This is a genomic window from Psychrobacter immobilis (assembly GCF_904846285.1).
GTDB lineage: Bacteria > Pseudomonadota > Gammaproteobacteria > Pseudomonadales > Moraxellaceae > Psychrobacter > Psychrobacter immobilis_D.
Genome location: NZ_CAJHAD010000002.1, coordinates 162,850 through 188,514, shown reverse-complemented (window position 1 = coordinate 188,514; position 25,665 = coordinate 162,850). Strand labels below are relative to the sequence as shown.

Sequence of the window (25,665 nt, the reverse complement as noted above, 5' to 3'; positions counted from 1 at the left end):
GGCTTAGAGCCTGTTAAAGATAATAAATTCAGCAATAAAAAAGGCGGCAAACATTATAAATGCTTACCGCCTTTTTTGCTCTGCTTTGCCTTTAGCCAAAACCAGTGGTCTTACCAAATAAACTGACCAGCCAGCTTATCATCGCCCATAAGCCCCAACCGATGACCACAATAACGATTAATCCAAGCAGATCAGGAATGTGCAAATATAGCCAAGCAACGACAGGATTGCGCCAAAAAAAAGCAAAGCGGCTTTGTTGTTGCTTATCTTCTAATGATTGATGCAAAAACGGTCGATCCATATGCATGGTTTCGGTGATGCCGTACTCATCGTGTAAATGTTCATGTACGATACTCAATGTCTTACGACTGGGACGAATAAAAATATCTAGCACCGTGCCGATACCAGGTACGATACCAACCACCATATCAACCAGCGCCAGCCTAACTGCTGGCGTCATTTTATGCGCAGGCACGCCCAACTGACGACCTAATACAAAAGCATAGCTTGTAAGAGCGAGTCCCGCCAAATCTCCTGCCAGCGGAATGGTCGAGAGCGCCGCATCGGCACCCATGCCTTGTTTGGTAAACGGCACCCGTACGAGCGAATCCATGGTATTGGCAAACTTTGCCAATTTACGCTCGGTCGCAATAACTTGCTCGCGTGTTAACCCATGCTCAGCCAGCTTTGCCTGATAATCGATGACTGGCGCATTAATATCCGCACTCCTTTTCACTTTTGACTTTGAGAGCTTCTTGAAGTTATCCATTAAAAGTCGTCCATAGACAAGCGATTGCGATAAGAGCAAAGACGTAACGCCCTACCCATATATTGGCTAAAAACGCCTGAAAGCAGGCCATAGCTTGACGACTGGCACAAGCACTGTTTTGCTTGGCAAACATCATCGCTACTAGCGCCAAACCAAATACGGGTATCACACCTACACTGGTTGGCGCAAAGTAATGCCACATGACCGCACCCATAATAAGTAAAAATACGGTTTGTAGCAGTGAGATAATAATCACGTCATAGCGACCAAATAATATCGCCGTTGATTTGACCCCAATCTTTAAATCATCCTCACGGTCAGCCATGGCGTACTGGGTATCATAAGCCACTGTCCAACACATATAAGCAATAAACAACAGCCAACACCAGATATCAGGTGCGCCTTGTATGGCGACATAGGCCATTGGTATCGCCCAACCAAAAGCTGCCGCTAAAAACACTTGCGGCAAATGGGTAAAACGTTTCATGAATGGATAAATAAACGCTAATATAACGGCACCAAGCGACCAGTAGAAGACTGCAATAGGCAAAAAGAACAGCAAACTGGCACTAAGTAATACCAATACCAAAAAAGCAGCAATGGCTTCTTTAGCAGATAGACGCCCATCTGCTAATGGACGGCCTTTGGTACGGCTGACATGACCATCAACCTTACGATCAGCAAAGTCATTGATCGCACAGCCCGCCGCCCGCATAAAAATTGCGCCCAACGCAAATATCAGCAATATTTTGAGACTTGGCAGACCCGCACTTGCCCCTTGCTGCTGCGCATGACCCATGGCAGCCAGCATCACACCCCACAGTGTTGGCCATAGTAATAACTCTATACCTACTGGCTTATCAAAGCGCGTCAGTTGCAGGTAGGCTTGCAGTTTGTCGTTAAATGTCATGGTATTTTAATTATCATTGATAGAATATTTTGGATATGTGTTTACCTACTTTTTCGGCAGCTATTAGATGGATTGGTTAATAAATCTAATAGCTACTGGATTTGTTGCCACAATTTATTGGCCTCAATGAGCGACAGCTCAGGATATTGTTTGCGCAAAGCTTTGATCGCAGAAACTTTGTCTTTTTGTTTGGTTTGCTCACGCAAAAACGCTAAATAATCTTCAGGACGACTAAACTCTTTTAAACGCGCTTCCAGTCTTAATATTCGCGTACGTAGAACGATATTGATCAATAATAAACCTGCACCCATCATCCATATTATTAGCGTTGACATTCCCTGCTCCTAAATTCAACAAATCCAAACTTGGAAAACATAAAGTTTTTAACTGCGCATTCTAAGCTTAATAACTCAGTAAATTGCTTATTATAAAAAATATTTTAAAATAGCAGCCATCAAACAAAATAACCGTCAAAGCGTACTGCTTCGTTATGCCAGCTCTCACTTGCTGATTGATGAGCAAGTTGCGGCGCAAACTGCGGACGCTTGACGATCACGCGGCCAGCCGTTTGGGCACTTTGACTGACGACTGCTTGCGCAGATTGCAGCAGCTGCATCTCTTCTTCTGGCGTTGGTGGACATGCTAACTGGTGCAATGCTTGCATATGCTTACCCACTTTAGCGCCTTTACCCGTCTTGCTATCTTGATAGCTATCCTCTGGAAACATAGGGTCGAGATATACCACATCGATTGCTTTAGGGTCATCTATCGCCTCAGCTTGTAGTTTTGCAAAGTAATTGAGCGCATCGGTATTAATAATCTGCAAACGTGACATCAGCTTTTGCCAATTTGGCAGCGTATTCATACGCAGCTGTTCTGCCAGCAATAACAACGCCATCAACGGCTGCTGCTCAAGCATAATGACCTGTGCGCCGGTACTGGCTAATATTAGGCTGTCGTGCCCAAAGCCTGCGGTCGCATCGATGACTGTGCTGTCCGATGTAATTTTTGCAGCTTGTAATAACAGCTCAGACTTGCGTCCCGCACTTACTACACGGCGTTGTAGCTTATCCCATTCTGGTGCAACGCTTAACCCATCACTCAGCCATGAAAGCTTGTTTTTTTCATCCAACAACAAGATAGATTGAGTGGCTGTCTGGCTTAATTGCTGGCGACGTTTTTGAGTGAGCTTTTCGGTAAACAACTCAGGATTTAAAATAATGGGCAGTTGATGCTGAGCTATTAGTGCTTGTAGATTTTCAACCTGTACGTCCTGTGACTCACTCACGTAGACAAGTTGGCAATGCGTAAAGCTACTAGATACTGGTTGCAAACTGCTCATGATCGCCCTCTCTTTGATGACTTACAAAGCCATAACGTTCCTAGCCTGCCATTTGATAGCCAAAACCCCAAGCGGCAATTAGTACCAACACACCAGTGATAATACGTAGCCATGCAAAGATTTTAAAGTCACGACGGCTGACCCAAGCAACCAATAAGCGAATACAAAGCAAGGCGACGATAAATGACACCACGGTGCCGATGCCCAATACGAGCCAATCTTCACTACTGGTCAATACGTCATGGTGCTTGAGTAAATCTAATAACGCCGCGCCTACGATAACTGGAATACCCAAAAAGAAAGAAAACTCAGCAGAAGCCTTACGTGAGACGCCAAGCCATAGTGCGCCAATAATAGTCGCACCGGAGCGTGAAGTCCCTGGTATCAAGGCTAGACATTGCATCAAACCAATCATCAATGCCGTTTTTAGAGTGACGTCTTCTGCTTCTTGTGCAATAATCATTTTAGGTCGATTCTCGACATAGAAGATCAATAGACCACCTATAATCAGCATAATTGCCACGACGATAGGGTTAAATAAATACGCCTTAATTTCATCAGCGAAGGTAAAGCCAACAATCATCACCGGAATGGTCGCGACAATTAAGCTTAAACCTAACTGTCTTGGGTTGCTCATTCCTTCTGCTTTACCGGTCAGTAAGCCCATCAGTGCTTGCCATAGTCGACCCCAGTAGTCATAAATGACCGCAAAGATAGCGCCAAATTGCACCACCACTACAAACAAATCAACCTTTTCTTTGGTCCAAAAACTCATTAAGTCGGCTGATAAAATTAAATACCCCGTACTAGAGATGGGTAAAAACTCAGTGATACCTTCAACGATACCCATGATGACCGCTTGGATTAATAACAGTATATCCACAGTTGCTTCCCTAAAAAAACAGCGCTATTGCCTGTCCTATATGATCGTTGCTCTTATAATCTTTAATATTTTCTTAACGCTAGTTATTTAGTCATTAAAAATAAATCCTAGCTTTATAAAACTTACACTAAGCCTTACCTTGCTCTTTCAGCGTTTTCCATGCTTGATTACGCAAGTATCTTGGTAAGGCATTGGCGGCATCGGTACCGCCAGATTTTATGAACTGTGCGATACCCAGTTGTCCGATTACTACCGCATCCGGCCAAACATCCTCATGGCATACTTGTCCGTCATGTGCTTTTAATAACACCGCACCATTACCGACGATAGGCAGATTAAGCGTTGTTTGGCTGTCATAATCAAGCAGTTGCTCGGTGCTATCGCTATCAGTAGCCAACACTGGCTGCATGATAGCATTGCCTGCTACATCGCCTAAAATTGAGTACTGCCCAAAATAAACTTGCTGCATACGCGCATCAAGAGCGCTATAAACTTGCGTCAAGCCGTACTTTTTATACGCACATTGGGCAATCGCTTGCAGGCTTGAGACACCCACACAAGGAATATCATGTGCGACAGATAGCGCTTGCACCACTGCCGTATTGATTCGTATACCACTAAATGCGCCAGGACCGCGGTTGAATATCAATGCTTGTATGTCCGCAAGACGAACTTTAGCCTCAGACAATGCGGCATCAATCATCGGCAGGATTTGCTGGGTCTGCTGGCGTTTACCCGTCTCAGTATGACTCGACAGCACCTGACCATTGGCATCTAAAATCGCGATCGAACACTGATCAAACACGGTATCCATTGCTAAAAACATCACAACCTCGGCTTATTCGCTTGGCATTATAAAACAGCGCCTATCATAGCATTTAGGATAGACTAATTAACCGACTTTCTATATTTTTCATAATTTTTAATAGTTTCTTTATGGAAAATTACTTAAGCAGTTAAAACATAAAAAAACCTCAAAGCCCATTTAGCTTTGAGGTTTTGGTGAAAAATTTTTGCTAATAGCAGTAATATTATTTAAAAACGTTTTTTGAAACTCTTAGGTGCTTGGCCTTGTAGCTCTTGCATCTGCTTTTGCATCTCTTCAGTGCTAGGCATATTGTTTGGATCAAGTCCCATTTGCTTTGCCATTTGCTGCGGGTTCACATCTTTGACACCGCCTTGCTGACCACCGCCACCGAATAATGGACCACCACCGCCGCCACCTGCTCCGCCGCCACCCATCAATCCTTGCATCGACTTCATCATTTTACTGATACCTTCAGGCTTGGAAATCATTTTCATCATTTTTGCCATTTGCTTGTGCTGCTTGAGCAAACGGTTGACGTCTTGAATCTCACGCCCAGAACCGGCAGCAATACGGCGCTTACGGCTTGGGTTAATTTTGTCAGGATTTTTGCGCTCAAATGGCGTCATTGAATTAATCAATGCTTCCATCTCACGTACTTTTTCTTCTGGCTTGGCTTCTTCGACCGCTTTTTGTATATCAGAGCCGCCCATACCTGGCATCTTATCTAAGAAGCCTGCCATGCCGCCCATACTTTTCATTTGCTGGAACTGGGTCAATAGATCTTCAAGGTCGAACTCGCCGCCCTTTTGCATCTTTTTCGCCATCTTTTCGGCTTTATCACGGTCGATTTTTTGCTCAACCTCTTCAACCAAGCTCAGTACATCACCCATTCCAAGGATACGTTGGGCGATACGTTCAGGATGGAACAGCTCTAACGCGTCTAGTTTTTCGCCGCGACCCAAGAATTTGATCGGTTTACCTGTGATAGCGCGTACAGAAAGCGCCGCACCGCCTCGAGCATCACCGTCGGTTTTAGTTAAAATTACACCCGTTAATGGCAGCGCATCGTTAAAGGCTTTGGCAGTATTTGCCGCATCCTGACCGGTCATCGCATCAACGACAAACAAGGTCTCAGAAGGATTGACCGCAGCGGTTAACGCTTTGATTTCATCCATCATGGTTTCATCAATAGCCAAACGACCCGCTGTATCAATGATCAAAATATCTTGATACTGGATTTTAGCTTCTTCGATAGCACGTAGCGCAATATCAATTGGGTTTTCGTCGCTACTTGAGTTAACGAACTTGGCATTTACTTGCCCAGCGACTTGCTCGAGCTGGGCAATTGCTGCTGGACGATAGACGTCAGCAGATACCAGCATGACTTTTTTCTTATGGCGCTCTTGTAAGAACTTTGCCAGTTTACCAGCAGTGGTAGTTTTACCCGCACCTTGTAAACCTGCCAGCAAATAGACAACAGGTGGCTTGCCTGTCATCTCAAGCTGCTGATTGGCACTGCCCATCATTTCGGTCAGCTCGTCATGGACGATTTTGACAAATGCCTGTCCTGGCGCTAATTCTTTGAGCACCTCAGCACCAAGTGCTTGCTCTTTCACCCGCTTCACAAAATCGCGAGTAACTGGCAATGCCACATCGGCTTCTAGCAGCGCCATGCGCACTTCACGTAAAGTGTCTTTAATATTGTCTTCGGTCAGTTGCCCTGTACCGGCGATATTGCGTAGGCTCGACGATAAGCGTTCTGTTAAGGTATCAAACATAAATAACTCTCAGTTAAAATAATTCTTGATTAAACTTAGCTCTGTCTCATATTGAAACTTAGCTCTTAATAGAGATGGGCTTCGCGAGTTAAAGAGCGGATAAATACTATTAGGGTATGCGATGGCAGGTATTCAAGCTCAATTGCCAAGCATTTATCAGGAATACATAAGATGGTGCTCAATTGATTGCCATTTTATGATAAATTGGGTAATTATTCTAATAATACCACTTTAGCATTAAATTAAGCGCGTATTTTACGGGCATTATGAGATGAGGTTTTTTATCTTGCAACTTGCATTTTTAGTCGCTGGCATGGTTTATATTTTAGTCAGCATCTACATTGGTTGGGCGCTGATTCAGGATAGACCTATCCACAAAGGCGCGAGCTTAGGTTTATTGGTTGTCGGTATGCTGGCACATGCAGCATTACTCTATCCGCATGTGGTCACGCTATACGGGCTAAATTTCAATCTGTTTAACATCATTAGCCTGATCAGTTTATTTTTCTTGTTTTTCTACGTTATCTTTAGTTTGTACCGTCCTATCGTCAGTCTTGGTATTTTAGCAGCACCGACGGCGTTGATAGGGATGATTATCGGTTATATTGGCCGCGCCCCTTACCGTCCCATTATGGATATCAGTGTTGGGCTTGAAGCGCATATCCTACTATCACTTGCCGCCTATTGTGTGCTGCTGATGGCAGCGCTGCAAGCGCTATTTTTGCGCTTACAAATACGTGAGCTAAAACACCAGTCGATTCATCGCTTTTGGGTGAATAAACTGCCGTCTTTGCAGAGCATGGAAAGTCTATTGTTCGACATGCTATTGGTCGGCTTTGTCTTGCTAAGTATCGCGCTTGGGATTGGCTTTGTTTACGTAGAAGACTTGATGGCGCAGCACCTTGCCCATAAAACCGTCTTTAGCGTCCTATCTTGGCTACTATTTGGCACGCTATTACTAGGCAACTGGCGTGCTGGTTGGCGTGGCAAACGCGCTGCCAACATAACCATTTATGCGTTTATTTTATTGGCGATCGGCTTTGTCGGTAGTAAGTTTGTGTTAGAGATGCTGCTATAAGACCAATTCTGCAGCAGCAAATGGAAAAAAGGCCGCGTGTATTAAATGACAATACTCGCGGCCTTTTTTATTGAATATTTTTTATATGCTTTCTTCTCAATGTAAAATCGCTGTAATAAAAAGCTAATTAAAAACCACGGTTTTATTACCCGCCACAATCACGCGATTTTGTACATGCCAATTCACCGCGCGTGCCAAGACATTACGTTCGATATCACGGCCGATAGCACGTAATTCGGTCACACCCTGACGATGAGTAACACGATGGACGTCTTGCTCAATGATAGGCCCTTGATCAAGCTCAGCTGTGACATAATGCGCGGTCGCCCCAATGAGCTTGACCCCCTTATCATAAGCCTGACGATAAGGGTCGGCACCGACAAATGCGGGCAAAAATGAATGGTGAATATTGATAATTTGCATCGGCCAACGCTTAACAAAATCAGACGATAATATCTGCATATAACGCGCCAATACCAGCAAATCATTACCTGCCATCAACGTATGAATCTGCTCTTCCGCCTCGGCTTTATTATCCTTAGTGACTGGAACATAATGGAAGGTAATACCAAAGTTTTCTACCGCTTGGCGCAAATCTTCATGGTTACTGACGACAGACGTAATCTCGCAATCCAATAATCCGCGCTGATGCCGCCATAATAAATCTAATAAGGCATGATCGAACTTTGATACTAAGATGCCAATCTTGGTTTTAATCGCATTGTTATGTAAGCGCCACGCCATATTATGGCGCTTAGCCACCGTATGCCCAAAACTGGCTTCAAAATTATCCATAATCTCGCTCAAGCCTGCTAAGGCAAACTCTAAACGCATAAAGTATTGGCCACCTTCATGAGCGGTTGAATATTGATCAAGAGTAATAATATTGCCACCATAACGATGAATAAACTCGGATACGGCTTGTACGATACCAGCTTGATCGCGGCATTTAATCAATAACGTCGCGGTATCAATTGCCATCTGACTAGACGAGTTATTAGATACTTTATGAGAGAGTTTTTTCGGTGAAGCAATTGTTGCAGTGTCTGACATAGTACGCCCAATTAAAAAATGAAACTTACTGCTTATTTTGAATATGATTAGCAGCATAGGAAACAGACTATTCTAATCGCTTTTGCAAAACTTTGCTGATTGAGTTGGTTGTATTTGGTTATTGAGATTATAAATACAAAAACCCCCAACGCGAGGGTTGGGGGTTTTTGTGTAATTATTTATATTATTTAGCGCTAGAACAGTTTAGATTAGTACCGAATGGACTATTAGTATTTGGTCGTATCGGTATACTGATATCAATGTCATCAACTAAAGCTGGAAAATCGATTACTCTTGATTGCTGCGATTCGCTTCCATCTACTCGAGTATTGACAGTAACTTTAGCTCTATACCAGTTTGCATATTGTTTCGGATATCGGATTGAGAAATCTACTCTTCCATTATTATCTGTAATAAAATTGAAGTTTTTACCAGAGCCAACTTCTTCACCATTTTCAGTAAGTATAGCTGCTACATTAATAGGATCTAGTTGCTTATTATTATTAAAATCTTCCCCAGAATCTAAAATACCATTGTTATTTTTATCTTCATTTTCACAAACTACTGAATTGAAAGACTCTGTAGGGGTGCCTTCAAACATAATAATTTTGAAGAAGCCTTTTAGATAACTATCTGGAGTTAAATTAATAGAAACTTGCTGATTGATAGCCGGTTTACCAGAGCTGTTAATAACGCTGGCTGATCCTCTGCGGAAATAATAAATTTCACTATCATCACTAGACACTTTATCTGCAAAAGCAAAGCTGATATAGGTTGATTTCGTTTGAACTGTTATTGCTGACGTAGCCTGAATTGGATTAACTACTTTTTCCTGATTATTCGGTAATTTAACTGATTGTACTTGAGCTTTTATATCTACGCCATTTGTACTAGTTGGATTTGCCCCTGCATTATAAATCACCGTAGCTATACCACTATCATCAGTATAAGCAACGCCTTGACCTAAGCTACCACCCGATGAATCTCTAATCGTAGTAAATTGTACGATAGCATTTTTTACTGGTGCATCATTTTCATCCAAAACCCGAGCGATTACTGGTGTAGAGCCACCTACGCTTAAAACAGAACGTTCAGTTTGTAACAAAAGTTTTGTTGGGTTGATCGAAACAAAACTTAATATACTCTCTCTAGATTCATTACCATATTCTGCCCTTAAAATAGCTTTACCAGGTACATTAGAATCGATATAAAAATCTATCTTGCCATTTATAACATTTAGGGCACGACGAGAGCTACCCTGAGTTTCACTTGAATTATTTAAAATCTCACCTTTATTAGTTGATATATAAACAACATCTCCATTCTTAGCATTTGGAGTATTCAATGTGATTTTCTGCTTTGTTCCGACTATAATATCAGGCGTCTTTGAAAAACTAATACTCGAACTATCAGTAGAAACTACTGTTAAGATATCTGGAATGCGTTGGTTAATCTCTGTTCCTTTAACTTCAATACTAAATAGAAAGTTATTATTTAACGCTTCCAAAATAGAAGAGTTCAAATCAAACAGAAAATTCCCATTATTGTCTAGTCTTCCAATACCTGCCTGCTTATCGTTACTATATAAAACAACATCTGCATTAGCTACTGGAGCTCCTACACCATCTAATATTTGTCCAGATATACTAAAACTCTCTCCTGAACTGACTGTATTTTTGGAAGACACAACATTGTTTGCACTAGTACCTGATACTATAATTGGTAGTGTTTGTTTAATAACACCTTCTAGACTATTAGCAGTGACTGTCAATAAGCTCTCGTGATCTAGCTGAGAATCTATTCCTTTAGTATCTTGTAATAAATCCACCGTAATAAGACCTTTTTCATCACTGATCTGATTAGATGGCCCATCTAAAGCCAAACCATACATAGCGGCATTAGAAATATTGATACTGACAGGCACATTACTAACAATGCCGCCGTTTTTATCTGTTACTCTAATATTGAGAGTAGTTTTATCTTTACCTGTTAACAGTTGAGATTTTTCAGATGATATATATATACCTGATGCTTGAGTAGCAGAGTTATTAGAACCTCCATTATTACCAGTATCAGGCTTCGGTGCAATAGAATCTACAGTATCACCGCTACCACCGCCACATCCAGCCAAAGCCAATGCGCAAGTCAAAAAAGTGAGCTGAAATAGCTTAGAAGTTATGGGTAGTGAACTATGAGACATGTTGGAACTCCGTGATGGCAATCATTAATTTAAGTAATGATACATAGACTTACAATAATAGCAGTTGTATTAACAGATTGTATTAAATATATAACTGCAACTTTACTGACTTTTGTTATAACTTACAACTAAAAAATGAATCTCTACTATTAAATAATCAATCACATAGCCCGCTCATTTCAGGTATAATAGCTCGCGTTGAAGCAGACAATCATCATAAAAATATTTGAGTATTCATTACTTTTATGGTATAAATGTCGGCTTTAAAATTTTCTGAATTGGTTAGCCTGTTATTTGCCTTTAATGACAGTCATATCAGCTCAACCTTCATAATAGTTTTGTTTGGTGCAAAGCTGCCGCTTGCTGTGTCCATGCCGCAAATACGTGCAACTTGCCCAGACTGGTATGAGAAAAACTCATACCTCATAGATTAGGAGTTCGCCATGTCTAGAGTTTGCCAAGTGACTGGAAAGCGCCCTATGGTGGGTAATAATGTTTCGCACGCAAACAACAAAACCCGTCGTCGCTTTCTACCAAACCTTCATAACCATCGTTTTTGGGTAGAGTCTGAAAATCGTTTTGTACGTCTACGTGTGTCTACCAAAGGTATGCGCACCATTGACAAACTTGGTATCGATAAAGTGTTAGCAGATATGCGCGCACAAGGTCAAAAAGTATAAGTGATGACTGGTAGCTTAAGGACATCGATTATCTTTGCTACTTAAGCTGCTACATTTATTGTAGCCACTTAATTTTTTAGATCCGTACCCATCGTTTGAAGACCCCCTCATTTACAGGAAAGCTATCATGAGAGATAAAATTAAGTTAGTATCGACCGCTGGTACTGGGTATTACTATACCACTACCAAAAACAAGCGCACTATGCCTGGCAAAATGGAAATCAAAAAGTTTGATCCAAAAGTACGCCAGCATGTGATCTTTAAAGAAGCGAAAATCAAATAATTACTATTTTTATGAAAAGTATTCTTTATAAATACGTTCTATAAATAAATTATTTGAACAAAAAAAGGGTTTATCAAATGATAAACCCTTTTTTATTGCCCATTTTTTACCATCTACTTATTTTCAACCAACTATTATCCTAATGAGGCATTACTTATATCTTCACTATGACAAATTTTCAGACCAATTAGCCATTAACTATAATGCGTCGGCTCTTTATCATACACATGCGCATGCCACTGGCTCATCTGCTTTTGCATGATGACTTGAATCGCGGCATGAATCATATGCTGACCAATCGCTTGCGTATCACTGCCAAGTATTTCTTTAAGCTTTTCAGAAAAATCAATGGTCATGAGTGGCGCTTCATCTTGTTCAGCATCGCGTAATAGTAAGCGACCATCATCTGCTTCTACCAGCTCAAGCGTGGTTTCTTTGGCAAATCCTGCAAACTGATCGCTACTTTCGCTATCTACTTCTATGTCATTATCAATATCGTATGGCATTCATTTTTTCCTTATTATCCCGTTTTATATCTGTAAAAATGCGGTCATGTTATTCATTAAAGCGCTCGTCTTACAGTCATGCGGGCAAAACTATCTTAGTCATACAATGGACGCTTTACGCCTACAATTCAAGGGCTGGCGTCCAAGTCTTTTGCATACATGCACTTTATCCGTGCTTATTCGCCAAAAACTGATACTTAACGCCAATAACGCAGTTTTGCCAAGGTAAATAAGAAAGCGACAAACATACCAAGATAATAGGTCAACTTAAGCTCAAGCGTAGGATCACGATATTTAAACGGTAAGGCAACGGTGGCAGTGGCCGTCGGTATTATTATCAGCATAAGTAGCCAATTTTCAAAGACGTGCAGCCAACTTTGCAGTCCCGTACCATGACGCAGGTAGGATAACCCTAATAGCAAACAGGCAATAATTAAGCTAGTAAATAAGCCATTTGGTAAGTCTTTTGGATAAATAATGTTGGCAATCTTGGTCGGCATGATTCGCATGTAAAATTCCAGTCACGCTAGCAACGTATGACTTAATGATTGAGAAGTGTGTAAAAAAAAGCTTATAAAAAACATTGTCAGGTTATATCTATTAAGTGACTTTATTAAGTAACCCTATCTTTGCTACTAAAAAATCCAACTAACTATAAGTGCCCATCAGCCATAGTATCGATATACAAGACGTTAAATAGCCCAAGCTAATAGCATTCCAGCTTTCTATATGCGTGCCTTTAACCTTGTTAAATATGCGTGAACCTACCCAAAAAAACAGTGGAATACCGAGCATAAATGCAGGCACGATGACCGCAGCATGACGTAATACTTCGCCAGTATCATCGCCCACCATAAGACGAAAGCCGTAACCTGCCAAGCTTAAGACAAGCGCAAACATAGCCAAGCCAATAGTAATGCTTTTGGGTACTAAGCTAGCTTGCTGCGACTCAGTCTCTTTCACAGGTTGAGGCGGTACTGCTGCGTTAACGGGCTTTTGCGTATCCATATTTCACCTTTGCATAACTTTTCATTGTCTATCATTATAACTTTATCATTCATATGTATGGCTATAGATGGAGATTAATAGCCATTTGCCAAGGCCAACTCTGCGCGCATGGCATCGATAGCCACTTTATAATCTTCTTGGTTAAAGATAGCAGAACCGGCGACAAACATATCTGCACCTGCTTCGGCAATCGCACGGATATTACTGGCTTTGATGCCACCATCTACTTCTAACCTGATGTCACGACCACTGGTAATGATACGTTGACGGACTTGGCGAACCTTGTCTAAGGTACCCTCAATAAAGGACTGGCCACCATAACCCGGGTTGACACTCATGAGTAAGATTTGATCGACCTTATCCATGACATAGTCCAAATAATGTAGTGGCGTTGCGGGGTTTAATACCAAACCGCATTCTGCGCCGCCATCTTTGATCAGTTGCAAAGAGCGGTCAATATGCCCGCTGGCTTCTGGATGGAAGGTGATAATGCTGGCACCCGCTTCTAAAAACTGCTCAATCATACTATCAACAGGGCTAACCATAAGATGTACATCAATTGGCGCCTCAATACCATAGTCACGCAGCGCCTGACATATCATGCTACCAAAAGTCAGATTGGGCACATAATGGTTGTCCATTACATCAAAATGGATGACATCCGCACCCGATTCTAATACACGCTCTACTTCTTCACCCAGTCTGGCAAAATCAGCAGATAAAATAGAAGGAGCGATTAAATAGGGTTTAGAAGGACTGATCATAATTGAGTTACCTAATTGATATTTGTATAAAAGTTTAATAAAAAAGGTTTTTAATGAATGTTGTTAGCAGTTAAATAACTGATGTTAAAGCATTTGCTGTCAATAACTGGCTATTAAAATAATAAACTCAAATCACTAGCGCGGCTTATACTGGGTTTTACAATAAGCGCGACCAACGTCAAACGGACGTTTTGCCAAATGCTTAGTGGCACGATTGGTAACACGTTGACGCCATAAGCGAAAAGACGATGCTTTTAGCTCTTGACGCATCAGCTTAATGACTGCCGTCTCATCGAGACCGTAGCTATGCTCTATCGCCTCAAACGGCGTTCTGTCTTCCCACGCCATCTCTATCACCCGTGATAGTTGCACGGCATCGAGTTGTTTAGCGGCAGTTGTAGAGTTTGATTTCACGTTACGGGCATCTGAATTTAGATTACTTTTTTGCGCAATACTGTCTTGCTGCTTATTTTTGACAGCAGCAGCCATGTCAGATTGCATAGCCAAAAGCGATGATTGAGCTGTTTTCGGCGTATGAGTTGCATCCGCATTTGCCGATGCTTTCAGACTGTTTATCATAAAACTTTACCTTTAAAGATACTTAGCATATATACAATCAAGCTCTATTTTATACCAATAAATGTGCTTGGTTAAATAATCAGCGTAACCGTCTGTCAACTTATATAACAGACTTAGCTCATCTGCGCCATGCGCCAGTGATGTTCAATATGGTCGTTAATGACGGTTTGAATAAAGTAATAACTGTGGTCATGACCAGCCTGATAACGTAACGTCAGCGGCTGTTGCGCCTTTTCACAAGCCTCTTGTAGCTTAGAGGTTTGCAACTGCCCTTCTGCCAAGAAGTTATCAGCCGCGCCTTGATCGACCAAAATACTGGCATATTGCTGACCGACTTCTACAATCATCTGTGAAGCATCGGCTTGCGCCCATAGTGATTGGTCATCACCGAAATATTCGCTATAAGCGGCCTGCCCCCATGCTGACTCACTGGCCGCACAAACAGGCGATAAAGCGGAGACACTGACAAACTTACTTGGGAACTTAAAGCCCAACAGTAACGCGCCATGACCGCCCATCGAATGGCCAGTGATACCGATACTATCAATTGGAAACTCAGAGCGCAGTAAATCGTATAATTCATCAACGATATAGCGTTGCATATTAAAGTGTTCTGTCCACGGTGCCTGCGTGGCATCAACATAGTAGCTTGCGCCCTGCCCGACAAAATAACGCTCATCATTTGCTACATCATGACCGTCAATGCTTCTAGGAGAAGTATCAGGAGCAATAAAAATCATGCCAAGCTCGCTACATTTCTGTTGGAAATGGGCTTTATGAGTGACGTTATCAGCATTACAGGTCAACCCTGAGAGATACAAAACTGCCGGACAGCGGCGACCAGCAAGCGCTTCATCGGGCAGATAAATACTAAAGGTCATTGGCGTTTTGGTCGACGCCGATTGATGACTATAGTAATGCTGCTCGCCATCGAAGCAGCGATTGACGCTGATCTGCTCGATTTTTGAGTTGGTAGATAAACTGTGTTTATAAGAATTATTCATAAGTAATATCCTTGTTATCTAAGATAAAATAAGCGTTGAGCGCTAATCAGCAGTTAATAACAAATCATTAATAAGACAAGCGTACCATTTTAGACGTTTTAAAAGCGCTCAGCTTTTAGAAACTACAAGCTAAGCAATTAAGAAATCCGTGCTTAATCAATAGGAGCAGCAGCAATACTCACGGGCATATCTGAATTAATATCAGCGGTAGAACTATTAGTCACGTTAGCAAATGACGGTCGTGCTTTATCAAACAACACTTGCTCAAATGCTGGCAAGGCCGTTTCCATCAAGCTACCAATCACCATTTGCGGCTCTGATGGTTCAAAGCCCATCGCAGTCTCGCGCTCATTGACACGCAAACGCGCATCTTTAAAGGCGGCTTCAAAGCTGGTATTGCCACGTAAGCTTTCAGCAAAAAACGCTTGGCCAAAATAGGTCATCTCAGCGCTATTGGTACAACCAAACGACATCTTGTCAGCGGCAGAAGCGGTAATGATTACTGTCGTTGGAGATGCCAATTCATCGATAAATGAGCCTGAATAGCACGCGGATACCACAATCACACGCCAGCGAATACCAGAAGCGTCTAACGCCTCACGTAACCAAGTCGCATCTAAATTATCCATCGCAAGTGGTGGATTAGATAAATGGATAAAATCTTGATCACCGTGCGACGATAGCGTCATAAAGAGCACATCTTCATCAGCATTCATCTGCTTACCGATGGTTTTTAAGCCGCGCAATATACTGGTCTTAGTAGCAATCGGCTCATCTAACCAACCATAGGTGTTGTTAATCAGTGATAGGGAGTGTCCGCTGGTGCCAAAACGCACATCAAATAGCTCACGTACTTTATTAATCTCAGAGCGAAAGACGTTTTGCTCTGAGAATCCTGCCACACCCATAAAATACCAGTCGGTCTTGCCTAGAGTACTCGCATCGATACTACTCAAAGCTTGCTGCAGCAATCTTGGCTGCTCGTATAACGCCGCTTCTTCTAATACCGGCTCAACAGGGATTTGCTTAAATATTGGTTGATCCGCGACATTGCGCTGCCAAATGGTCAATAATGCCACTGCCCCTATTATAACAATAATGCGCTCCCACCAAGGAACCCGCAAGCGCCGAGAGAAAATCCATAATAGTGCCAAGGTTTGCCATAAGAACAGCACCAAGAACAATATAGGCAAAAGTGAATAGCTCCAGTCGGGCAACCAACCATAACTACCAAAAAACTGTACGAGGCTTTGCAGCAGCGCCGATAACGTATCGGCAACCAACCATAGAATAACAGGCACAAAGACCAGACCTTGATTACCCGCACGGCGTGCCAAAATGATGCCGCCCAATAGAATAATCATCGGCCAAATTAAATAGCTGACCAATCCTTGCTCATTAAAGACGCTGCCATTTTCTGCGGCCAGCCACGAAAAAAGCACATTACTACCCAGTGCCAATAGCGCAAATACTGCAAATTGGATAAAGGTGGGTTTTACCCAAGAAAACGCCCGTGTTGACCCTATTAACATCCATAAGGTTGCAATAATGTTGGCAGCGAAATTGAGCGAGAAGCGCTGAAGCGAAACAGTTTTTAACGACGCAAGTGACAAAGACTTAGACCTCTAGCCAGTCGAGAGAAATAACGCCAATCAATAATAAAATATTTTGCTGCCAGTACTTTTTAATATGTGTTCGTTGAAAAGAAAAACGATAAATACATATTTTTATAAGGCCTATCGGTAGCAATTCTAGAATTAATTAACGATAAAATAGGGTTGAAAAGCAAGAAACCTAACTTAATAGTTTAGCCCGCTAATCTATCGCGATTGTAACGGATTGTCGCCCAAGAGCATAAGGCTGATTTGTAAAATTCACTTAAAAAACGCCCTAAATACTGATTAAAAATTTATTAAAAAAAAGAGGCCTTAGAATCAAGACCTCCTTTCTATTCAAACACTAAACATTATCTCATTAATAGCTCATTGACGCGTTTTAGATAAGCAGCGGGGTCTTCTAATTGACCGCCATCTGCTAGCAATGCTTGGTCAAAAATCACTTGTGCCAATTTATCAAAATCTTCAGCAGACTGCTCGCTACTCTCAAGCTTTTTAATCAATGGATGATCAGGATTTACCTCAAGTGTTGGCTTACTCTCTGGTACGTCCTGTCCCATTTGCTTAAGCATCTGAATCATTTGTGGTGACAATTCTCCTTCACCAATGACTAGACATGCTGGACTATCAACCAAACGCGTAGATACTTTGACGTCTTTAGCGCGCTCGCCTAATGCCGCTTTTAGCTTATCGACTACAGGCTTTAAAGTTTCTTGTGCTTTTTCAGCTTCTGCCTTTTCGGCTTCATCATGCAAGTCGCCCAAATCTACCGCACCTTTAGCGATGTTTTGCAGCGGCGTACCATCGAATGAGGTTAAGAAGTTCATCGCCCATTCATCAACGCGACTGGTCATTAAGATAACTTCGATACCTTTTTTCTTAAACAGCTCAAGTTGCGGGCTGTTTTTTGCCGCTGCTAGGTTATCCGCCGTTAAATAATAGATGGCTTTTTGGCCTTCTTTCATCCGACCTTTATAATCTTCAAAGCTGGTCTCGACCTTATCGTTGGTGCTAGTCGCATAACGAAGCAATTTGGCAATACGCTCTTGGTTGCCCATGTCTTCGCCGAGACCTTCTTTAATAACATCACCAAATTCGCTATAGAACTGCGCAAATTTTTCTTGCTTATCACTGTCTTCGCTATTGGCAAGGCTTGCAAGCAAGGTCAAAATACGACGGGCGTTACCATCACGGATTGATTTTACATCACGTGATTCTTGTAAGATTTCGCGGCTGACGTTAAGTGGCAAATCGGCTGAATCAATCACCCCTTTGACGAAACGCAGGTACATTGGTAATAATTGTTCAGCTTCGTCCATAATAAAGACACGTTTGACATAAAGCTTTAGACCATGTTGCTGGTCACGAGTATATAAATCAACTGGTGCTTTTTTAGGAATATAAAGTAGCTGGGTATATTGAACACGGCCTTCGACACGGTTATGCGTCCATGCGAGTGGCGCATCCATATCATAGGTAATGTTTTTGTAGAAATCGACATACTCATCATCTTCAATCTCAGAGGCTGACCGTGTCCATAGCGCGCTGGCCTTATTGATAGTTTCCCATTCGTCCGTTAAGACCATTTGACCATTGGCAGGCGTGTCGCTTCCTTCTTCAACCTCATCTTCTTGCCAAACTTCTTTACGCATCTGAATCGGTAGACTGATATGGTCTGAGTATTTATTCACCAAACGCTTGATTTTGCCACGGTCTAAGTAGCTGTCTTCGCCTGCTGAATATTCTTCTTTTAGGTGCAAAGTGATAGCGGTACCACGCGTTTCTTTGGTGATAGGCTCAACGGTAAAGCTACCGGTACCATCAGATACCCAGCGTACACCTTTATCGGCAGTCTCGCCCGCTTTGCGTGATTCAACACTGATAGTGTCTGCCACGATAAAGCCTGAATAAAAACCAACCCCAAACTGGCCGATTAATTGACCATCTTGCTTTTGCGATTCAGACAATTTATCTAAGAAAGCCTTAGTACCTGACTTAGCAATCGTGCCTAAGTTCTCAATCGCATCAGCTTCATTCATACCGATACCATTATCGGTAAATGTAATGGTTTTAGCGTCTTCATCAACATTGATACGGATTCTTAACTCACCATCATCTTCATACAGACTGTCATCATTGGTCGCTTCAAAACGCAATTTATCACAGGCATCAGAAGCATTTGAGACCAACTCACGCACAAAGATATCGGCATTAGAATAAAGCGAATGCGTCACTAAATGCAGCAGTTGCGCCACTTCCGCTTCAAAGGTATGTTTTTTTAATTCAGGGGTGTCTTTATTAACATCAAGGTCATTAGCGTTTTTATTGTCCGCTTGGGTTTGTTCACTCATAAAAACTCCTATTATTGTTACCAAAACTGCTGTTGCCAGCAAACGTTAATCATAAAATTTCAAATACCAACAGTTTAGCGAATCTGCTTAATGAGACTACACTATAAATACTGTTAGGCTGCTTATACTAATAGGGGCACGGAAGAAAATTTCAAGCGCAAACAAATCAAACCAAGTCAAAAAAATCATTAGCCATAAAAAACCGCCCTAGTTTCCCAAGGCGGTTTTTTGATATTTAGTTAATAAACTGCTTTTGCTTAAAAATGACTCATTATTAAATTATCAACTATAAGCAGCTGGCCAAATGAAGAGCTGGGTCAGATGCGCGAGCTTCCATCGCCTCGTCAACCGTTAAGCCTAGTGCTTTGGCAACGCCTTCGCCATATGCAGGATCACACCAGTTACAGTTACGAATATGACGATACTGAATAAAGTCCGGCACACCTGCCATATTATTAGCAGTATTTTCAAATAGCACTTGTTGCTGCTCAGCACTCATCAAATTAAACAACGCTCTAGGTTGGCTAAAATAATCGCTATCGTCTTCACGGAAATCATAATGCGCGGCATCGCCGTTAATCTTTAGTGGCGGCTCAGCATAGTCAGGCTGCTCTTGCCATTGGCTAAAGCTGTTTGGCTCATAGTGTGGGCGACTGCCGTAGTTATCATCAACACGGCCTTGACCATCGCGATGATTGCTCATCACAGGGCAACGTGGCTTATTCACCGGAATCTGCTGGTGATTAACCCCAACACGATAACGCTGCGCATCAGCATAGTTAATCAAGCGATTTTGTAGCATTTTATCTGGTGAGACGCTGATACCCGGTACTAAATTACTTGGGGCAAATGCGGCCTGCTCGACATCGACAAAGTAGTTATCAGAGTTTTTGTTTAATTCAAACTCGCCGACTTCGATCAGCGGATAATCACCCTTTGGCCATACTTTGGTTAAATCAAACGGATGATAAGGGACAGTGTCAGCCTCAGCTTCTGGCATGATTTGTACATACATTTTCCACTTTGGAAAGTCGCCATTTTCGATGGCATCGTACAAATCTTTTTGATGACTTTCACGATCCATACCAACCACATCTATCGCTTCTGCATCGGTCAAGTTTTTGATGCCTTGTTGCGTGCGGAAATGGAATTTTACCCAAAAACGCTCATTGGCTGTATTCCAAAAACTGTAGGTATGCGAGCCAAAACCATGCATGTGTCGATACGACGCTGGAAGACCGCGATCACTCATCACGATGGTAACCTGATGGAAAGCTTCGGGCAGCAAGGTCCAAAAATCCCAGTTGTTGGTTGCTGAACGCATATTGGTACGTGGATCACGTTTGACTGCTTTGTTCAAGTCTGGAAACTTACGTGGGTCACGTAAAAAGAACACGGGCGTATTGTTGCCAACCATGTCCCAGTTGCCTTCTTCGGTGTAGAATTTCAAAGCAAAACCGCGAATATCGCGCTCTGCGTCGGCCGCGCCGCGCTCGCCTGCCACCGTACTAAAACGCGCAAACATTTTCGTTTGCTTACCGACTTCGCTAAAGATATCAGCGCGGGTATATTTAGTAATGTCGTTGGTGACGGTAAAGGTACCAAATGCGCCAGAACCTTTAGCATGCATACGGCGCTCTGGAATCACTTCGCGAACAAAGTTACCAAGTTTCTCATTTAACCAAATATCTTGTGCCAATAGTGGTCCACGTTTGCCTGCGGTGAGACTATTTTGGTTATCAGCGACTGGTGCACCATTGCTCATGGTTAGCTGGGTTGGTGCGTAGGGACATTTTTTATCGCTCATATCATTGCTCATAGTGATACTCCTTTGAAAAACAAATGGATGAAAACACAAAATCTATTCTGAATAAGCTTCTAGCAATAAATCTAGAATAGCGGTCAGTTTGTTCGAAAAATGGTGATTCTTTTTCATAATAACCTGTCAGTGTAATGATGTTGTGGTGCTTGTTGACTTATTAGCTACCATTACAACCGATTGGCATTGATTTGTATAATTAATTAACCACATGCTTTTGTTTTATTTTTTAGAACCACTAAGCGCATTTTTGATTTACAAAAGGGCTTTATTGCCTAGGAGATAATCTCAATAATAGCGATGAAAACGGCTGTTAGCTCAATATCGCAACTTCAAAGTGAATTGACGACATTCAATGATAATGAATTGGTTCGCGCATAATTAAATAGTGCTTAATGAAATAGCAGCTAGCTTTTAGCGCGGCATTGGACGGATGGTTAAGATTTGCTCGCTGCGACCAAAAGGACCATGGATATCATGCAGCACGGCGCTGGTCAGCCCGATGCCATCAGCACCGTATTGTTGCACCGCTTCAATTCCAAGCCATTTACCTTGCGGCGTGCGATGCATATGGATTTGCAAATCCGTATTAGGAAACATCCATTGCAATTCTGATAAACCAAGTCCCAGCCTTGGTACGACGCCATTGGCAGTATCGACCATACCCAGTAGATGCACCAAGTCATCGGTAGGTAAGCCCTCTATCATCTCGAGATCGTTGGTGATCCATACCATGCCACGACCAGGACGACGGTCTGGAGCAGCCACTAAGCGCACGCTTTCGATAAAACCACCCGGCCAACCTTTCATACCTTCCCAACTCGATAACCCTTCAGGCTTATGAATGGATTTTTGGTCTTCAAGTCCGGCAATCTCGCTGGTATCTTGCGTCATCAAGCGCCATGCGCGCGCAATAATCGCATCACGACCGCGACTACTCATGACCGCTTCAACCAGTTCAATGGTTCTGCCGGGACGAATACAGCGGGTGGTAATGGTAAAGTCATCGAGCGGAATCAAGCCTAAAATATCAAGGCTGATACGGGCAATACGCATATTTTCCTGCGGGGCATAACCGTTAAGCTCAGCAGTAAGCAAACCTGTCGCTGGTGCCATATGCTGTTCATGCTCATTCCAAGCGCCTTGTGCATGCTTGGTTGGCTGATAATGGGCAACGCTGACACCGTCTTCTTGCTGTTCGCGTTTGATAAAATGATAATAAGCTGACATGAACACCCTTAATCTTTAATCCAATATTTCTTATTGATTTAGTAATTTTGACCGCTGTGATAATTCGGTAGCTTTGTTTTGATGGTTAAATTTGGCTTACCTTCACCATTTATTTGCTGAGCTCTTGTTTTCTCATCATCAGCAGTGTGCGACTTTTAGCCATTACGAATAGAAAAAAAGCCATGATGGCAATAAGCGCCCCATATAGCAGACTATAATCTCTCATAAACTGTGCGATATTCATAAAAAGCACCAATATCAGCATGACAATGGTAAACATATTAATTTTCAACTGCTTATTAACGTCATCAAGAGAGGCTTCTGCCAAGACGAATTTCTGTTTCTGCTTGTTCATGCTACTTACCTACTTGCGTGACCGGAATACGTAAAGCTTTCGGCAAACTAAAAGTAACGTTTTCTTCGATACCTGACAGCTCGCTCGGTAAATCACCGCCCCAATCTTGCAACTGCTGCAGCACCTCTTGGATTAATATCTCAGGCGCTGATGCCCCAGCGGTCACACCGACACTCTGTATGCCGTCAAACCAACGTCTATCCATCTCGGTGGCATTATCAATCAGATAGGCACGGCAATCCATGCGCTCAGCCAATTCACGCAAGCGGTTAGAGTTTGACGAGTTTGGCGAACCAACCACTAAGACCACTTCACAGCGACCGGCTAAATCTTTGACTGCATCTTGGCGATTTTGGGTGGCATAGCAGATATCGTCTTTGCGCGGACCTTGAATGCTAGGGAATTTTTCACGCAGCGCATCAATAACACGCGCAGTATCATCCATCGACAAGGTTGTTTGGGTAACAAAGGCCAAATGCTCAGCATTTTGGACACTCAAAGCTTCAACATCGCTTTCATTTTCAACCAAATGAATTTCACCGCCATGGCGACGATTAAAACGCCCCATGGTACCTTCGACTTCAGGATGTCCTGCATGACCAATCAATACCGCATCCATACCATCTTGGGCAAATTTCGCCACTTCGATATGTACTTTGGTAACCAATGGACAAGTCGCATCAAATACTGTCAAATCACGGCGCTCAGCTTCATCTTCAACGGCTTTTGAGACGCCATGAGCCGAGAAAATAACAATCGAGCCGTCTGGCACTTCATGCAGCTCTTCAACAAAAACCGCACCGCGATTGGCCAAATCAGACACCACAAATTTATTATGGACGACTTCATGGCGCACATAAATAGGTGGCTCAAAACGTGCCAATGCTTCGTTCACTATCGCAATCGCGCGATCCACACCAGCACAAAATCCACGTGGATTGGCAAGATAAATTTGCATAATAGGGCCTATCATTAGATAATTTATGGTTAAAGCTCAACGTCAAACTGCTTTACATCAAAACTTGGGATAAAATCAATGCTCTACTTTAGCATAATTTACTTTTATTGCCTTTGAAAATAGCCATGTTTCAAATTTACCGCACATTGAGAAAGCACTTTTTTATGAGAAAACAGACAATAAATAAGTCTAACTCATAAAAAGCCCTTTCTAATTAAAATAAAATCCTTAAAAGCAGTTTATAATAAGGCATCGATTACCATTCAATAAAAATCTCTAGCGCCATACTTGATGGCGTTTTTTCTTTTTACCAGTTTTTGCTCTTTTAGTAGTACAGATTTTTACTAGCTTAGATTTTACTAAGAAACACTTTATGAGCAAATTGCATTAGAACAGACTCCACTAGGATGCCCTTCATCAGGAAAGAATCCATTAGTAACACTTCATTAGGACAAATCGTATGACAGGTTCATTATTTATTATTACTGCCGCCTCGGGTACAGGCAAGACTTCGCTGGTAAAGCAGTTATTGGCCACCACCAATGACTTGACGGTTAGCGTGTCGCACACCACACGTATGCCGCGTCCGGGTGAGATTGATGGTCATCATTACCATTTTACCGACGTTAATAAGTTTGTCACGGCTATCGGTGAAGGCAAGTTTTTAGAACATGCCGAAGTGTTTGGTAATTATTATGGCACCTCAGAGCAAAGTGTTCGTACGCAACTGGAAGCTGGCGTTGATGTTATCCTAGAGATTGATTGGCAAGGGGCGCTGCAAGTGAAAAAAATCTTCACCGATGCGACGATGATTTTTATTCTACCGCCAAGTATCGCCACCTTACGTCAACGTCTATCGACGCGCGCGCAAGATACGCTAGAAGTCATCGAGCAGCGTTTGTCTGGTGCAGTCACTGAGATGGCGCAATATGTGCATTTTGATTTTGTCATTATTAATGACAATTTTGAAGTGGCCTTGACTGAGCTAAAAGCCATTATCGTTGCTGACAGACAGACCCTTAAACGCCAACAGCAGCGTTATCATCGTACCATTACCAACTTACTCAATCCTAAAGTAGAAGAGTAGTCGGAAAAAGAGGCGAAGGTTAAAATCGCATTATTTTCCCTCTTATCTAAGTATTGCGCGCGTCGCCTTCAATATAAGTAGCAGCAGATATAAAAAGCAACCACGCGCCTAAGCAAAAAATGCTATAATGCCTAACTATCCCCCTTTTGTATTTTTGATATTATTTTTATTGAGTGGCGGGCAAGCTCCGTGACTGATAAAAACAACCGAGGTAGCTATTTATGGCACGAGTGACGATTGAAGATTGTTTGGATAATGTTGATAATCGCTTTGAGCTGGTATTGGTCGCAAGCAAACGCGCCCGTCAGTTAGCCAAAGGTATCGCTGAACCGTTGGTTGACGTTGATAACGACAAGCCTACTGTGTTGGCATTGCGTGAAATCGCTGCGGGCAAAATCACCCGTGATATTTTAAATCAGCCAGATCATAACTTTGCGACAAACTCCTTAGATTTGGCTTTATCAGGCGATCATGGTTTTTAATGTCCTTTTATAATCAAGCTTTTTAAAATATCGCTTTTAGATTTTAGTTTGCTTGACCACTTTTCTAAGTGATGACATTTTTGATAAATAATAACCACAGCATAGCCTGTGGTTTTTTGGTT

26 protein-coding genes are annotated in these 25,665 nt (G+C 42.3%); 5 read left to right on the top strand and 21 right to left on the bottom strand.

The genetic code is table 11. The features are described 5' to 3' along the window. Window positions 1-91 precede the first annotated feature (91 nt). From JMX13_RS02845 to ffh, 7 genes are all read right to left on the bottom strand, one after another. Window positions 92-769, bottom strand: coding sequence for a DUF4112 domain-containing protein (locus JMX13_RS02845; RefSeq protein ID WP_201609449.1), 678 nt, complete (start codon window positions 767-769; stop codon window positions 92-94). Then, the gene (gene ubiA, locus JMX13_RS02840; RefSeq protein ID WP_201609448.1) at window positions 762-1,679 is read right to left on the bottom strand and encodes a 4-hydroxybenzoate octaprenyltransferase; all 918 of its coding nucleotides are present in this window, start codon (window positions 1,677-1,679) and stop codon (window positions 762-764) included. The genes JMX13_RS02845 and ubiA overlap by 8 nt, the downstream gene beginning before the upstream one ends. Window positions 1,680-1,771: 92 nt before the next feature. Next, window positions 1,772-2,014: a hypothetical protein gene (locus JMX13_RS02835; protein WP_201609447.1), complete on the bottom strand. Its 243-nt coding sequence runs from the start codon at window positions 2,012-2,014 to the stop codon at window positions 1,772-1,774. A gap of 119 nt (window positions 2,015-2,133) precedes the next feature. Then, window positions 2,134-3,021, bottom strand: a complete 888-nt coding sequence (locus JMX13_RS02830; RefSeq protein ID WP_201609446.1) for a class I SAM-dependent methyltransferase — start codon at window positions 3,019-3,021, stop codon at window positions 2,134-2,136. Between the two features lie 40 nt (window positions 3,022-3,061). After that, window positions 3,062-3,904 carry an undecaprenyl-diphosphate phosphatase gene (locus JMX13_RS02825; RefSeq protein WP_201609445.1) on the bottom strand — a complete coding sequence of 281 codons (843 nt, stop codon included), beginning with the start codon at window positions 3,902-3,904 and terminating at the stop codon, window positions 3,062-3,064. 127 nt (window positions 3,905-4,031) lie between these two features. Next, window positions 4,032-4,730: a tRNA (adenosine(37)-N6)-threonylcarbamoyltransferase complex dimerization subunit type 1 TsaB gene (gene tsaB, locus JMX13_RS02820; RefSeq protein WP_201609494.1), complete on the bottom strand. Its 699-nt coding sequence runs from the start codon at window positions 4,728-4,730 to the stop codon at window positions 4,032-4,034. Window positions 4,731-4,939: 209 nt separating this feature from the next. Next, window positions 4,940-6,490 (bottom strand): signal recognition particle protein, encoded by a 1,551-nt coding sequence (ffh, locus tag JMX13_RS02815; protein ID WP_201609444.1) that lies wholly within the window; start codon window positions 6,488-6,490, stop codon window positions 4,940-4,942. A 271-nt stretch (window positions 6,491-6,761) separates the two neighbouring features. On the opposite strand from ffh, the gene JMX13_RS02810 reads away from it, so the two are divergent. Further along, window positions 6,762-7,568, top strand: coding sequence for an inner membrane protein YpjD (locus JMX13_RS02810; protein WP_201609443.1), 807 nt, complete (start codon window positions 6,762-6,764; stop codon window positions 7,566-7,568). A 123-nt stretch (window positions 7,569-7,691) separates the two neighbouring features. Here the strand turns inward: JMX13_RS02810 and purU are convergent, their stop codons facing one another. Together purU and JMX13_RS02800 are read right to left on the bottom strand one after the other, a co-directional pair. After that, window positions 7,692-8,549, bottom strand: coding sequence for a formyltetrahydrofolate deformylase (purU, locus tag JMX13_RS02805; protein WP_201609493.1), 858 nt, complete (start codon window positions 8,547-8,549; stop codon window positions 7,692-7,694). A gap of 256 nt (window positions 8,550-8,805) precedes the next feature. Continuing rightward, window positions 8,806-10,821, bottom strand: a complete 2,016-nt coding sequence (locus JMX13_RS02800) for an Ig-like domain-containing protein (protein ID WP_201609442.1) — start codon at window positions 10,819-10,821, stop codon at window positions 8,806-8,808. Between the two features lie 443 nt (window positions 10,822-11,264). Between JMX13_RS02800 and rpmB the strand changes: the two genes are divergently transcribed. Together rpmB and rpmG are read left to right on the top strand one after the other, a co-directional pair. Further along, window positions 11,265-11,501, top strand: a complete 237-nt coding sequence (gene rpmB / locus JMX13_RS02795; RefSeq protein ID WP_010201401.1) for a 50S ribosomal protein L28 — start codon at window positions 11,265-11,267, stop codon at window positions 11,499-11,501. Between the two features lie 127 nt (window positions 11,502-11,628). After that, entirely contained in the window at window positions 11,629-11,784 is a 156-nt protein-coding gene (rpmG, locus tag JMX13_RS02790; protein WP_010201403.1) for a 50S ribosomal protein L33, read from the top strand. Window positions 11,785-11,978: 194 nt separating this feature from the next. Here the strand turns inward: rpmG and JMX13_RS02785 are convergent, their stop codons facing one another. The 12 genes from JMX13_RS02785 to ispH form a co-directional block, all read right to left on the bottom strand. Beyond that, window positions 11,979-12,290, bottom strand: coding sequence for a hypothetical protein (locus tag JMX13_RS02785; protein ID WP_201609441.1), 312 nt, complete (start codon window positions 12,288-12,290; stop codon window positions 11,979-11,981). A gap of 197 nt (window positions 12,291-12,487) precedes the next feature. After that, the gene (locus tag JMX13_RS02780; protein WP_201609440.1) at window positions 12,488-12,799 is read right to left on the bottom strand and encodes a hypothetical protein; all 312 of its coding nucleotides are present in this window, start codon (window positions 12,797-12,799) and stop codon (window positions 12,488-12,490) included. Window positions 12,800-12,938: 139 nt separating this feature from the next. Next, window positions 12,939-13,298 carry a hypothetical protein gene (locus JMX13_RS02775; protein ID WP_227686187.1) on the bottom strand — a complete coding sequence of 120 codons (360 nt, stop codon included), beginning with the start codon at window positions 13,296-13,298 and terminating at the stop codon, window positions 12,939-12,941. 74 nt (window positions 13,299-13,372) lie between these two features. Beyond that, the gene (gene rpe / locus JMX13_RS02770; RefSeq protein ID WP_201609439.1) at window positions 13,373-14,062 is read right to left on the bottom strand and encodes a ribulose-phosphate 3-epimerase; all 690 of its coding nucleotides are present in this window, start codon (window positions 14,060-14,062) and stop codon (window positions 13,373-13,375) included. A 135-nt stretch (window positions 14,063-14,197) separates the two neighbouring features. Further along, window positions 14,198-14,476 (bottom strand): TIGR03643 family protein, encoded by a 279-nt coding sequence (locus tag JMX13_RS13795; RefSeq protein ID WP_413786299.1) that lies wholly within the window; start codon window positions 14,474-14,476, stop codon window positions 14,198-14,200. A gap of 278 nt (window positions 14,477-14,754) precedes the next feature. Beyond that, the gene (gene fghA, locus JMX13_RS02760) at window positions 14,755-15,645 is read right to left on the bottom strand and encodes an S-formylglutathione hydrolase (RefSeq protein ID WP_201609438.1); all 891 of its coding nucleotides are present in this window, start codon (window positions 15,643-15,645) and stop codon (window positions 14,755-14,757) included. Window positions 15,646-15,797: 152 nt separating this feature from the next. Then, window positions 15,798-17,258, bottom strand: a complete 1,461-nt coding sequence (locus JMX13_RS02755; RefSeq protein WP_201609437.1) for a C13 family peptidase — start codon at window positions 17,256-17,258, stop codon at window positions 15,798-15,800. Window positions 17,259-17,611: 353 nt separating this feature from the next. Then, complete coding sequence (htpG, locus tag JMX13_RS02750; protein ID WP_201609436.1) at window positions 17,612-19,612, bottom strand: molecular chaperone HtpG; 2,001 nt, start codon at window positions 19,610-19,612, stop codon at window positions 17,612-17,614. A 286-nt stretch (window positions 19,613-19,898) separates the two neighbouring features. Beyond that, window positions 19,899-21,431 carry a catalase gene (locus JMX13_RS02745; protein ID WP_320158012.1) on the bottom strand — a complete coding sequence of 511 codons (1,533 nt, stop codon included), beginning with the start codon at window positions 21,429-21,431 and terminating at the stop codon, window positions 19,899-19,901. A gap of 414 nt (window positions 21,432-21,845) precedes the next feature. Next, entirely contained in the window at window positions 21,846-22,661 is an 816-nt protein-coding gene (locus JMX13_RS02740; protein ID WP_201609435.1) for a thioesterase family protein, read from the bottom strand. Between the two features lie 109 nt (window positions 22,662-22,770). Next, window positions 22,771-23,016, bottom strand: a complete 246-nt coding sequence (locus tag JMX13_RS02735) for a hypothetical protein (RefSeq protein WP_201609434.1) — start codon at window positions 23,014-23,016, stop codon at window positions 22,771-22,773. A 1-nt stretch (window position 23,017) separates the two neighbouring features. After that, complete coding sequence (ispH, locus tag JMX13_RS02730; protein WP_201609433.1) at window positions 23,018-23,974, bottom strand: 4-hydroxy-3-methylbut-2-enyl diphosphate reductase; 957 nt, start codon at window positions 23,972-23,974, stop codon at window positions 23,018-23,020. 460 nt (window positions 23,975-24,434) lie between these two features. Between ispH and gmk the strand changes: the two genes are divergently transcribed. Further along, window positions 24,435-25,061, top strand: coding sequence for a guanylate kinase (gene gmk / locus JMX13_RS02725; RefSeq protein ID WP_201609432.1), 627 nt, complete (start codon window positions 24,435-24,437; stop codon window positions 25,059-25,061). A gap of 221 nt (window positions 25,062-25,282) precedes the next feature. Next, window positions 25,283-25,543 carry a DNA-directed RNA polymerase subunit omega gene (rpoZ, locus tag JMX13_RS02720; RefSeq protein WP_201544652.1) on the top strand — a complete coding sequence of 87 codons (261 nt, stop codon included), beginning with the start codon at window positions 25,283-25,285 and terminating at the stop codon, window positions 25,541-25,543. Window positions 25,544-25,665 lie beyond the last annotated feature (122 nt).

Excerpts from the sequence above, each read along its gene's own strand:
- rpoZ (WP_201544652.1), top strand. The coding sequence starts at position 25,283 with ATGGCACGAGTGACGATTGAAGATTGTTTGGATAATGTTGATAATCGC.
- rpe (WP_201609439.1), bottom strand. The coding sequence starts at position 14,062 with ATGATCAGTCCTTCTAAACCCTATTTAATCGCTCCTTCTATTTTATCT.
- tsaB (WP_201609494.1), bottom strand. The coding sequence starts at position 4,730 with ATGTTTTTAGCAATGGATACCGTGTTTGATCAGTGTTCGATCGCGATT.
- JMX13_RS02775 (WP_227686187.1), bottom strand. The coding sequence starts at position 13,298 with ATGGATACGCAAAAGCCCGTTAACGCAGCAGTACCGCCTCAACCTGTG.
- fghA (WP_201609438.1), bottom strand. The coding sequence starts at position 15,645 with ATGAATAATTCTTATAAACACAGTTTATCTACCAACTCAAAAATCGAG.
- JMX13_RS02780 (WP_201609440.1), bottom strand. The coding sequence starts at position 12,799 with ATGCGAATCATGCCGACCAAGATTGCCAACATTATTTATCCAAAAGAC.
- JMX13_RS02810 (WP_201609443.1), top strand. The coding sequence starts at position 6,762 with ATGAGGTTTTTTATCTTGCAACTTGCATTTTTAGTCGCTGGCATGGTT.
- htpG (WP_201609436.1), bottom strand. The coding sequence starts at position 19,612 with ATGAGTGAACAAACCCAAGCGGACAATAAAAACGCTAATGACCTTGAT.
- ubiA (WP_201609448.1), bottom strand. The coding sequence starts at position 1,679 with ATGACATTTAACGACAAACTGCAAGCCTACCTGCAACTGACGCGCTTT.
- JMX13_RS02830 (WP_201609446.1), bottom strand. The coding sequence starts at position 3,021 with ATGAGCAGTTTGCAACCAGTATCTAGTAGCTTTACGCATTGCCAACTT.
- JMX13_RS02785 (WP_201609441.1), bottom strand. The coding sequence starts at position 12,290 with ATGCCATACGATATTGATAATGACATAGAAGTAGATAGCGAAAGTAGC.
- JMX13_RS02800 (WP_201609442.1), bottom strand. The coding sequence starts at position 10,821 with ATGTCTCATAGTTCACTACCCATAACTTCTAAGCTATTTCAGCTCACT.
- rpmB (WP_010201401.1), top strand. The coding sequence starts at position 11,265 with ATGTCTAGAGTTTGCCAAGTGACTGGAAAGCGCCCTATGGTGGGTAAT.
- ispH (WP_201609433.1), bottom strand. The coding sequence starts at position 23,974 with ATGCAAATTTATCTTGCCAATCCACGTGGATTTTGTGCTGGTGTGGAT.
- gmk (WP_201609432.1), top strand. The coding sequence starts at position 24,435 with ATGACAGGTTCATTATTTATTATTACTGCCGCCTCGGGTACAGGCAAG.
- JMX13_RS02845 (WP_201609449.1), bottom strand. The coding sequence starts at position 769 with ATGGATAACTTCAAGAAGCTCTCAAAGTCAAAAGTGAAAAGGAGTGCG.
- rpmG (WP_010201403.1), top strand. The coding sequence starts at position 11,629 with ATGAGAGATAAAATTAAGTTAGTATCGACCGCTGGTACTGGGTATTAC.
- JMX13_RS02740 (WP_201609435.1), bottom strand. The coding sequence starts at position 22,661 with ATGTCAGCTTATTATCATTTTATCAAACGCGAACAGCAAGAAGACGGT.
- purU (WP_201609493.1), bottom strand. The coding sequence starts at position 8,549 with ATGGCAATTGATACCGCGACGTTATTGATTAAATGCCGCGATCAAGCT.
- JMX13_RS02735 (WP_201609434.1), bottom strand. The coding sequence starts at position 23,016 with ATGAACAAGCAGAAACAGAAATTCGTCTTGGCAGAAGCCTCTCTTGAT.
- ffh (WP_201609444.1), bottom strand. The coding sequence starts at position 6,490 with ATGTTTGATACCTTAACAGAACGCTTATCGTCGAGCCTACGCAATATC.
- JMX13_RS02835 (WP_201609447.1), bottom strand. The coding sequence starts at position 2,014 with ATGTCAACGCTAATAATATGGATGATGGGTGCAGGTTTATTATTGATC.
- JMX13_RS02745 (WP_320158012.1), bottom strand. The coding sequence starts at position 21,431 with ATGAGCAATGATATGAGCGATAAAAAATGTCCCTACGCACCAACCCAG.